The following is a 10,992-nucleotide window of genomic DNA, read 5'->3' on the forward strand; positions in this document are numbered from 1 at the left end:
CTTAAGCGGCCCTTAATTAATACTTATACGGTTTTTCTGGCATCTTTTAACAGGTCTGCAACTAGGAAACCTAGTTCCAGTACCTGATCTGCATTTAAACGAGGGTCGCATTGCGTTCGGTAGCGTTGCGATAGGTCTTCGTCTGATAAACCATATGCTCCACCAACACACTCGGTAACGTGTTGACCGGTCATTTCTAAGTGAACACCACCTGGATAACTACCTTCTGCTTTGTGGACCGCAAAAAATTGGCTGATCTCTCGCAAAATATTATTAAAACTACGAGTCTTATATCCTGTGGTCGACTTTTCGGTGTTACCATGCATTGGATCTGAGGTCCACACTACTTTTCGACCTTCTTCTTGAATTCGGCGCACCAACTTTGGTAACTTTTCCGGTAAGACATCCGCACCCATACGAGTAATAAAGGTCAACCTTCCTGGAATATTATCTGGGTTTAGAGCGTCAGCAAGCCTGATCAATTCATTTTCCTTCATTCCTGGACCCACTTTTACACCGATTGGGTTTTTTATACCACGGAAGAATTCAATATGTGCGTGATCTAACTGTCTTGTACGCTCACCAATCCAAACAAAGTGAGCGGAACAATCATACCAGTCACCAGATAAGTGATCTCTTCTAGTTAGTGCTTCTTCGTAACCCAACAATAAGGCTTCGTGAGAAGTATAAAGCGGTGTTTCTTTTAAACTTGGGGCTACGGTTGAGTCAACACCACACACTTCCATAAACTCTAGGGCTTCTTGGATCCGCTCGGCTAATTGTTGGAACTTATCCTTTAATGGGTTGGCTGCTACAAAGCTCATATTCCATCGATTTACTTGATGTAAATCTGCAAGGCCACCTTGAGCAAACGCTCGTAGTAAGTTCAAAGTAGCTGCTGAGTGATGGTAAGCTTTCATTAGCCGGTTCGGGTCAGGGATCCGAGCTTCCTCTGTAAATTCAAAACTGTTGACTATATCACCACGATAAGATGGTAACGAAATACCATCAATCGTCTCATAGTCAGATGAGCGAGGTTTTGCATATTGCCCTGCCATTCTCGCAATCTTAACTACCGGGCACTTGCCACCGTATGTTAATACAACTGCCATTTGCAGAAGTGTTTTAAACGTGTCGCGAATATTTGCCGCGCTAAAGTCTGAGAAAGACTCTGCACAATCACCGCCTTGAAGAATAAACGCTTTACCTTCGCACACGTCCGCAAGGCTTTTATATAAGCTACGAGTTTCTTCAGCGAAAACCAGAGGCGGTGCTGAGTTGAGCTCTTTTTCGACAGATGTTAATTGTTCTAAATTTGGGTATTCCGGTTGCTGTAAGATAGGTTTATCTCTCCAGCTATTTGGGCTCCAGTTGGCCATTATAATTTCCTCATTCCAATATGTGTTACCACCCTAGAACAGTACCCTAACCCCTAAGTTTCATCAAGGGAAAAGTGATATTGTTCTTATAATAAAGAACACATCATACAATAAGCTTTTTAATGAAATTTTAGATCGAGTTGATTTTTAAAATTTAATCAAAGACTAGAGTTTAAGCTAGCTCGTATTTAGAACTATTTTTACTCAAAATTAGTCAATGATGAGACAAAACACGTTTATTGAAACACCGCATTACCAACAAACGGAAGAATCTCTTACACTCACGCATTATGTTAAATTGACTGTAGTCTCTAATTTCACCTCTAATTATGGGTAAAGTTAGATATGTATTTTCATATATTCTATTAAACTTGTAGTTGTAAATCCTCATTTCCCTTACCCACAAGAACTTAGCAATATCTGACACGTACTTTCGACAGACTGACAGCGAGCTTGAGATTTTTCGGGTATTATATTGCTCAGTTGTTCATTCTTAATTCTCATAGGCAATTAGCGTCCGGTAAGTCAAGATTGATTCAAGCCACAACTTTATAAACACTAAGCGATCTCCATATCCCTTCCCTATCCAAATAATTCGAAAATTCGTAGCTCGAATGATGTCTAAAGCCCGTTTAGAAAAAGTTCCCGATGGCGAGAGAAATTTCAAATTGGGAAAAATCATCTAACCTGTAAGAAATTAACTTAGATATTCGATTCACTGAAAATTCTGTGGTACTTAGCAAAAGCGATGGCCACTTTTCTCTTGCGGTAAAAACGCTTAATTCACTAGGTAGTCGCTCCTGAAACCAATTTAATTTATTGAATTACTTGAAGATCTAAACGATCTTACTACCCTAAAATTGCAGCTTTTTTGAATCACACAACCAAAACATTGCAATTTGAGTGTAAAAATGAAACCAAAACCAACCACGCAAACACCACAAAAGCACCTGTTTCAAATCGAGCTTATTGATATTGTTTCACCGCGCCATGAGCTGGTGAAACTGGCAAAAATCATTGATTGGCAGCGCCTAGAGGTCGAATTTAAACAGCACTATGGCGATAAAGGCGCTGGCGCCAAGCCTATTCGTCTGCTTGCGGGCCTCGAATACCTGAAACAAATTCACAAACTGTCTGACGAAAACACGGTGGCCATGTGGTGCGAAAACCCGTATTGGCAATATTTTTGTGGCATGCAATTTTTTACGCATGAACCGCCTTGCGATCCCAGTTCGATGACACGCTTTCGCAAGCGAATTGGTGAGGATGGTGTTGAGTTAATGCTGTCACTCACGGTAGATGCGGGACTTAAAAGCAATACTATTAAGCCTTCAAGCTTGCGAGAAGTGGTCGTAGACAGTACCGTCATGGAGAAAAATATCGCCCATCCAACAGATAGTAAACTACTAGAAAAATGCCGCAATAAACTGGTTGGCTTCGCTAAGCAAGCTGGCATTGTGCTTAGGCAAAGTTATGAACGAGTAGGCCCTAAGGCCGCTCAAAAGGTGGCAAGTTATGCGCATGCCAAACAATTCAAACGCATGAAGAAGACACTGAAAAAACAGAAAAACTATCTCAGGCGAGTGATGAAAGACATCTTGAGAAAAATCACTGAGCAGCCAAGCCAGGCGTTTATCCATGCCCTACAACAGGCCGAGCGGCTGTTAAAGCAAGAAAAAGCGAGTAAAAACAAACTCTATAGCCTACATGAGCCGGATGTTGAATGTATCGCCAAGGGAAAAAGCGCAAAGCCATATGAGTTTGGTGTCAAAGTGAGTGTCGCGACAACATTGAAAGAGCAGTTTGTGGTCTGCGCTCATGCAATACACGGTAACCCCTACGATGGTGACACGTTATGGGAAACGTTGAGAATAGTAGAAAACGTCACAGATAAAAGGCCATACAGCTGTTTTGTAGATAGAGGTTATCGCGGGCATTTTGCAGAACGTTATGATGTGTATATTGCTGGGCAAAAGCGCGGTGTGACGCCGAGCATTAAGAAAAAACTCAAGCGACGCAATGCGATAGAGCCAATCATCGGGCACATGAAACAAGACGGTCACTTAGGGCTTAACCGCTTAAAAGGAAAGCTCGGTGACAAACTGAATGCGGTGCTTGCGGGTGTAGGCCAAAACTGCCGTAAAGTTCTAGCCCAACTGCGGCTTTTTTATGTCTGGGTTTTATATCAGCTATTAGCGGTAAAAAGCGCAGTGCAATAACAGAACTGTCGATAAAGATGATGCTCAGACTGGATTGATTACTAATATGGTTCAGCCAGTCTGAGCATCAAAACGCCAATATTCAGAATCGACTAGGTAAATAGAGAATGAGTTCTAGTGAAGATGATGTATTCCAAGTGAAGCAAAGTTTCTTTGCCGTATACAACTAAGTCGATTTCACCTACAGCTATACTTGCTAGCTGAATTCAAACTATATCTTTTGAAGTCATATTTAGACGTGCAAAAACTGAAGGAAGGAAAGTAAGTACTCACTAAAAATTTTGGATTTACATTGAAAGTTTGCAAATATAGTGTTTAACCACTTTCATATAAAAACGTCTTGTATAAACTCAACTAAGTAGTATCGCTATATCTAAACCAATGTTTTGTTACCTACTCAAAAGATCTCATAAGAAATGAGTGTAAGTAAGTGCAAACTTATACCCATTCCATAAATAGCAGCACACCGAACTTAATATATATTTGAGCTCAAAATTAATCTTTGCCTTCGACAGAGTCAGGGAGTCTCCTTCGTAAGATGAGTAATTGATTGAACTAAAACATATTGACCTTAGTATCTAATGGAACAGAATAAGTCGTGGCCGAGCATCGAAGGTAATTTCCCCTATCGCAAAAAGAGTTATCATAAATTTATGATGAATGAAGTGAATAGACGCTAGTACTTTTTTCCTTGCATAGACCAGTTACAAGAAATGAGCTACATAGTAAATTACAAAACGACAAGCTAGCTAAGTCACATAATCAATAAATTATAAGTAGCCATGATAACGAAACCGGATTGGTTAAAGTGTCGCTAGAGTATGGGTCAATTGCAAGGTTGACCAATGACATCAAAATAATTTATTATCGCGAGAGCTTTATTGGAACACATCATACTAAACTAAAAGCTTCTTCAGTTTTTTAAAACTAATCTTATTATTAATAACTATTAACCAAAAGATACATCGTAAAATTTAGCTCCGTAAAACTCAGTGACTCTTCAAAAGTTGGACCGTTTATGTTCACTCTTGCCAGTACTTAAGAAAGGTATCAATTAAGTGCTATTCCCCCCACCCCCAAAAATTTGATATAATCTGCAAGATAAGGAGAACACATCATACTTAAAACTAAATAATTACCCAACTATGATATCTTAAGTATTACATTAATCAGAAAACCGCTATCATCAGACACTTGATGAAAATATATACTCAGAATATGTCTTTAGTTAGCAAGAAGGACTAAGTTCTATTTTAAATAAAAGTAGTTCCAATTTTCCCTGATACTTGATCAGTTTTAGCGGATAAATCATCCGCAAACTAGTACTGAAAGTTTCTTATTGAGAATAGCTAACTAACAAAATTTTTTCCGGCACTATATTAAGAGCATGTCTTTGCACAAATAGAGCGTGGCTGATCTATCAGCAAAGTTGTTTCATCTGAAAAAATAGCTCACTTAACTAAGCAAATTCGCATGTTTTAGTTAAACACTATTTCCATAACATTGTGCGATATCTATAAAAATTTGATATAATCTTCCAACAAATACAGGACCACATCATACTTATTATGATATATTACTCCGCTTGATTTCGAGAAAACTAAAATCTAGGAAAATAAACAACACAATGTATATTTTGTACTTAAAAAGCAAAGAAGTAAGAAACACTTCAGTAAGTAATCTACCTCAATAAAACCCTCAGTGAACCAATGTTCACTTGTAAAACATTATGCCCTATCCTAATAAATTTGCTATAATAGCTAGAATATAAAGGAACACATCATACAATGAATAAATTTAATATACGTTCAACTTTTGATATCTTAACTAGTCATATTAATCAGCTCTGTGAAGAATTAAAAAGTGCAGATGTAAAAAAGGCCACTTTTTATGAGTTACCAGAGGTGAAAAAAATAGACGAAGAATTAGCTCCAACACAGATAAATGTTACTAAAATAGACGGCGAAATAGCGTTAAAAAAATGCCTTGATGCTTATCAAGATATATTTTTAAACAACCGTGAAAGCGGTAAATTGCTACAGCGCTTTCCAGGCCTTATACTGGTAAATGATCCTAAAGACAGTATTAAGTCTAGAATTAATGAAGTTAACCTGGCAAAAGAAAACTTCAAAAATACTATTTTAGAAATTACCAATAATGACGCAAGATTTGAAGCCGTTCATAATGCCGTCCCCAACCTCATGACTTTAGCTGCTTATCGAAAAATTCATAGTGAGTCTGAAACTCCATTTTCAGTTAGGTTCACATGGATGAAAAAGCATGCGACTAAAGTGCTTACCAAAGAAGCGGCCCTGGATATGCTGAACCGCTCTTCTCATTATTCAAACCCAAGAATGATTGATCAAGAAAAATGGCAACAACTTGTAGAACAAGAAAAATACCGCGTCTCAAGCCTTACGGAAAATTCAAAGTTACGAATTAGGAGACCAACACGGGTTACGCCTGAAGTTAATATCCGATATACAGCAAAAAATCGTTATCATGTTAGTGCTGCACTACCCTTTATATTGTTGAATCCGCATCCCGATACAAAACTAGGCGAGTTAAATAACTTTGTTGAAAAAGACAACCATCCAAGAAAGCGCGAGTATAATTTTCTAGTGGATAGAATTTACTTAGAGCGATTTGATTAATCTTATGCAACTTAGCCTTTGCAATTATAGATGATAAACAATTTAACATAACTTTATACGCAAAAGGCAAAAGTGGCACACCTCCATAGTTAACAGTATGATGTGTTCTAAAAATAACTCTATATTTCCATGAAATTGAACTAGGTTTATCTATTCTGTGATAGTGATTTTGTAAAAAGACTTAGATTTAGGGCCTTATAACAAGAAATAAAAACGAGGATGAAGAATTACTATACCTGGGGTGTTTCTATTTATGGTTCAACTTTTTACCGAACAAAATCGTCTCAATAGTACAAACTATGCATCCATTGAAAACTCGGAAGAATCGAACTATTTGAAGCGGAGAGCTAGCGTTAGTAGCAAGGCAAAAATTTTGCTACTTAATTGTTCTAAATGAGAAATTTTTAACAAAGCTAATATGCTATTTCATCCTTCAAATTGATTGGAGAATTAATTGAATTGTTATAATGAGCTAATTCAATTGTATCGCGGTATTGAGCATAAAATGAAAAATCATTTAGCTTAAGTAAACAATTGGAGGCTAGTTCTATTTAGAATACTAGCCCACGCTATCTAACCCGATTATTTTTTTACAATTTCTTCTAGCGTATCTTCATCTATAACTTCCGCATTTTCAACAATTCGCTTTCCACCTTGAATTTCAATGCGTTTATGATGTTTGTTAAGGGCCAAAATTTCATCACAGAATTGTGCTGAAGGATGCATTTCATAAACATAGTCGATGATTTTTCCTGATTTATCATCTTTTACATTCGAAATATTGTACTCAGAAATCGCTCCTTTCTCGATCAAATCCTTCATTGTTGTAGTCATATCACGGCGAAGCGCCTTTAATTTATTTTCAGTGATTTCATCATCAGAATAAATCGAGCCGTATTTTTCCATAATAGAAATCAGACGGAAATGATAGGTTTTGCCGGGAGCCGCATATCGCCATAAATGATATAATCGTAGCATCATCCATCGAGACAACCCACGCTTTAACTCCTGAGCACTGTTGAAATAATAGCCTTTATACTCCAAATTATCGATCATATTATGAACAAATGCATTAAGGCATGCTACGCATTTTATATTGCCACCCTGTCCTTTTTTTCCGCTAAAGTGAAGAGAAGACAAGAAGTTCATATTTGATTCGTAGAAAGAATCATCGATGCTTGGATTTTTTGTATCTGTAGCTGTATATTTAAACGACAGTTTTGAACCTTGCAAAGCCTCTAAAGATTCTTTTATTTGCGGGTATGGCATAGATTGCCCTACCGCCTTTAACTCTTGGGCAAGTTCATTCATAGAAAAAATAACAGCATATTGAATACCGGACTTAAAATTTATTTTTACTATTTTACCTTTGGAAGCTAAACGAATAAGCGCCCTTTCGACTTTTTCTTCACGATCAGAAGGCCAAACCAAAAACTCTTCATCATCACCGTCTCTTTTTGTGCTGACGACCGCCGGCGTGATCTTTATTTCACCTTCGTAAAGAATACCATCAACTTTTTCCGATATTTTCCTTGTAACAATCGTTTTTTTCGGGGCTTCTTCGAGCGGTAATTTTTTATGACCTGAACGAACAAATCTTCCCCATAAATCATAGTGATTAAAGGTATTTGAATACGCCCGAAGACCATGGGCGGCATTTTCTAAAGATACTCGAACATCTTTATTGTCTGTAAACAGTGCCAAACTTTCATTATCGATTGCGCTTTCGACGCCATGGATCTGTCCACGAAGCGAATCGGGCAAATTGTCAACAGAGATGTTCACCTTCCGGCTCATTGTTTTACTTCCAAATTTTCATGACGTCTAATAACAACATATTCGACAGAAAAAGTTAATGATTAAAGTTAGTAAAAAAGTGATCCGAGGTGATTTTTTTTGTTAGATCATTTTTTTACTAACTGAGACAGTTAATCAGATCAAATTTTTACTAACAAAGAGGAATAATGTGCGGATACTCCCCTCATTTGAGCAGAAAATCCGTTGATTTTGGTATCAAAATCAACGCACCTGTGGAAAACTTACTCATTAATTAGTAAAGATCAGATCTGTTCTAAGTAGAGATCAGATCTATACTTAGGTAAACACTAGGGATCATTAAGTGTTTGTGTATAACTACATGATCTTTCTTAGTAAAATTTTGATCTGCACGATGGTTTATGTGAATAAATCTGTGCAAAACCTGTTTATATATATAATTTTAGAATACTAGTTAGTAAAATTTCGATCTATAAGTTATAAGAGATCTGATCTTAACCTAGTAAAATTTCGATCTCATTTTTTAGGATTAATTCAATAAAAACATACAGATAAGTGCATAAATTCGGCTCTTAGCCTTTAATACCTATATATTTAACCATATCTAAACTTTCTTATTTATACTTAGATGTAAATCAAAATTACAAATGTCTTTGTTTTTTTGTGTTTACATCAAATTATATGGACATTATAATAATTCGCATCAAAGAAAGGATAATGTGTATGTCTATAAATAACAATGCGCTATCAACTTACCGGCTTTTAAAAGCAACGGCTGAAGTTGCAGAACAATCTCTTGCTGGGCGAATTCAACATTACCGAGCTCATCTCAAAACTGAAGATAAAGAACTTAGAACCTATACACAAAAAGCAGCTGCAGATCTGCTTGGCGTTAATAACAGAACATTGAAAAGACGGCACGACCAAGGCGACTTTGACGATATTAATATCAAAAAAGGGGCAAACGGACATTATGCTTATACTTTGTCGAATATCTTTGCAATGGCAGATGTACTGGGCGTAAGTGCTGATCAACGAAAAGAGGATGATAAGCTACAAGTTATCGTCATCAACAGTTTAAAAGGTGGATGCGGTAAAACTACTAGTTTGGTCAATATTGCAGCTGCACTGGCAACAACAAATATCAAACGATATAGAATCGGGATCATTGATCTCGATCCTCAAGGATCATCATCGAGTTTCTTTCCGTCAAGCGATCACGAACCGATCACTGTTGGCGATCTAATGAGGGATTGCATCGAACTGGATGAAGGTGAAACATGGAAAGATCTTGTCTCTAATTCATTCCAAGCGACTCATATTCCTAACATTAGAGTACTACCATCTGGAATGGATGATTTCTATTTTGAGCATGAAACAGCAACGGAGCTAAAAGAAAGCTCAAGTTACGAAAAAACACGTCATTATCATAAGCTCAAAGAAAAGGTCATAGAGCCCGTACAAGACGAATTCGATATTATCTTAGTAGACACCGCTCCATCACTTAATTTCATGTTCTATAATGCACTGATGGCGTCTACGGCGATGTTGATCCCTGTTCACCCAGAAGCAGTTGATTTTGACGCAAATAATAAATATCTAAAGCGTCTTGGAGAGATTTATCATACCGTAGCTGCGCTAGGCCACGAAGGTTGGGATTTCATGCAGTTCTTGGTTACTAATTACGTCAAAGGTAATCACTCTCAACGTGACATAGTAAAAGATGTACGCAGTGCCTTTGGTCGTCAGGTTATGAGTTATCCAATTAACCACAGTTCAGCAATTACGGCGAGCTCATCCTCTTTTAATACTATTTTTGATCAGAAAACGTCAGATAGCTTGGCAAGCCGAGAAGCATTGATAAAAGCACAAGAAAATATCAAAGACGTGGTTGATGAGTTAGAAATGCTGATCCGTTCAAATTGGCCGTCGACGCAATCTTCGCTAGCAGAATAAAAAAGGTATTAAGAAATGGCTAGAAAACGTAAAAATGATACTCGGATTGATCCTTTTGCAACTGCAGTTGAAGGCAGCAGTTTAGACGATCTTTTAGATCAAGCTAAAGTTGGCGATGTGGTGACTATGCCCGCCCCTAGTGATCCGAATCGGACCATAGTGTTAACCTGTGAAGTAGTACCACATAGTGAGATAGAGACTAAGACAGCCGTTTACGGCCAAAACCGTCGTGAACAGACATTATTAAGTGAAAAAGCGGTTGCTGATATTCTTCCCGCAATTAAAAAAGACAAACGCAATTTGCACCCAGCGTTATGTTGGCAGCACGAAGGCAAGCTTTATGTCTTATCTGGCTCGAGACGCCGTAAGGCCTGCTTGCTTGCTGAAGCTGACTACGTAGTGCTCAGCTCCAAAGACTTCAATGATGAGGACGCTAAAACACTTGCTGTTTCTTCTGATCAATATATCGCTCCAAGTCTTTGGGAACTTGGAAAGGCTTACTCAGAAACAAAACAGAAGTTGATCGAGCAAGGACAAAAAGGATCTTACCGAGAAATTGCCGCGATCGAGGGCGTATCTCACACTGCGATTGCTGATGCGTTAAAAGCGTATGAGAGCATACCGGTTGCTGTTTTACAGCTTTATCCTACGGCAAATCATTTGGGAAGAGAGGCCGCTAAAAAGCTTATCACAGCAAAGCTGGAGCAACCTGAGCTGTTTTCTAAGCAAGTAGCCATCTTAGGCGAGCAATCGTTTATGACAGAAGAAATGTCCGATGAAAAGCGAGCCGTTCAAATCACCAAATTTCTAACTACGTTTGGCAACAGCGATTCTCGCGTTGAATCAGTACTTGAAAACGATTACGTTCGGGTACAACGAAACCTCAAAAGCGGAGATGTGACCGTTAAAATCGACAATCGAGTATTAACCGATAAACGATTGGAACAACTACAAAAATTATTGAGCAGTTATAACTGATCTTAAACCTAGACCGTCGAGTTGGGCGTT

6 protein-coding genes are annotated in these 10,992 nt (G+C 37.9%); 4 read left to right on the forward strand and 2 right to left on the reverse strand.

Features of this window, described 5'->3' with window-relative positions; all coding sequences use genetic code 11:
- Positions 1–23 precede the first annotated feature (23 nt).
- The gene (locus CEX98_RS13660; RefSeq protein ID WP_099642611.1) at positions 24–1,379 is read right to left on the reverse strand and encodes a class II 3-deoxy-7-phosphoheptulonate synthase; all 1,356 of its coding nucleotides are present in this window, start codon (positions 1,377–1,379) and stop codon (positions 24–26) included.
- Between the two features lie 911 nt (positions 1,380–2,290).
- On the opposite strand from CEX98_RS13660, the gene CEX98_RS13665 reads away from it, so the two are divergent.
- Positions 2,291–3,598, forward strand: a complete 1,308-nt coding sequence (locus CEX98_RS13665) for an IS5 family transposase (RefSeq protein WP_099642612.1) — start codon at positions 2,291–2,293, stop codon at positions 3,596–3,598.
- Positions 3,599–5,385: 1,787 nt separating this feature from the next.
- Positions 5,386–6,252, forward strand: coding sequence for a DNA replication terminus site-binding protein (locus tag CEX98_RS13670; RefSeq protein WP_099642613.1), 867 nt, complete (start codon positions 5,386–5,388; stop codon positions 6,250–6,252).
- A gap of 582 nt (positions 6,253–6,834) precedes the next feature.
- Here the strand turns inward: CEX98_RS13670 and CEX98_RS13675 are convergent.
- Positions 6,835–8,049: a replication protein A gene (locus CEX98_RS13675; protein WP_099642614.1), complete on the reverse strand. Its 1,215-nt coding sequence runs from the start codon at positions 8,047–8,049 to the stop codon at positions 6,835–6,837.
- 702 nt (positions 8,050–8,751) lie between these two features.
- Here CEX98_RS13675 and CEX98_RS13680 point away from each other — a divergent pair.
- Entirely contained in the window at positions 8,752–9,984 is a 1,233-nt protein-coding gene (locus CEX98_RS13680; protein ID WP_099642615.1) for an AAA family ATPase, read from the forward strand.
- A gap of 15 nt (positions 9,985–9,999) precedes the next feature.
- Positions 10,000–10,962, forward strand: a complete 963-nt coding sequence (locus CEX98_RS13685; RefSeq protein WP_099642616.1) for a ParB N-terminal domain-containing protein — start codon at positions 10,000–10,002, stop codon at positions 10,960–10,962.
- The last annotated feature ends 30 nt before the right edge of the window (positions 10,963–10,992 follow it).

It is taken from the genome of Pseudoalteromonas piscicida (assembly GCF_002744175.1).
Taxonomy (GTDB): Bacteria; Pseudomonadota; Gammaproteobacteria; order Enterobacterales; family Alteromonadaceae; genus Pseudoalteromonas; species Pseudoalteromonas piscicida_B.

Bases quoted from the DNA above. Each gene is read 5' to 3' on its own strand.
- CEX98_RS13685 (WP_099642616.1), top strand. From the start codon at position 10,000: ATGGCTAGAAAACGTAAAAATGATACTCGGATTGATCCTTTTGCAACT.
- CEX98_RS13665 (WP_099642612.1), top strand. From the start codon at position 2,291: ATGAAACCAAAACCAACCACGCAAACACCACAAAAGCACCTGTTTCAA.
- CEX98_RS13670 (WP_099642613.1), top strand. From the start codon at position 5,386: ATGAATAAATTTAATATACGTTCAACTTTTGATATCTTAACTAGTCAT.
- CEX98_RS13660 (WP_099642611.1), bottom strand. From the start codon at position 1,379: ATGGCCAACTGGAGCCCAAATAGCTGGAGAGATAAACCTATCTTACAG.
- CEX98_RS13680 (WP_099642615.1), top strand. From the start codon at position 8,752: ATGTCTATAAATAACAATGCGCTATCAACTTACCGGCTTTTAAAAGCA.
- CEX98_RS13675 (WP_099642614.1), bottom strand. From the start codon at position 8,049: ATGAGCCGGAAGGTGAACATCTCTGTTGACAATTTGCCCGATTCGCTT.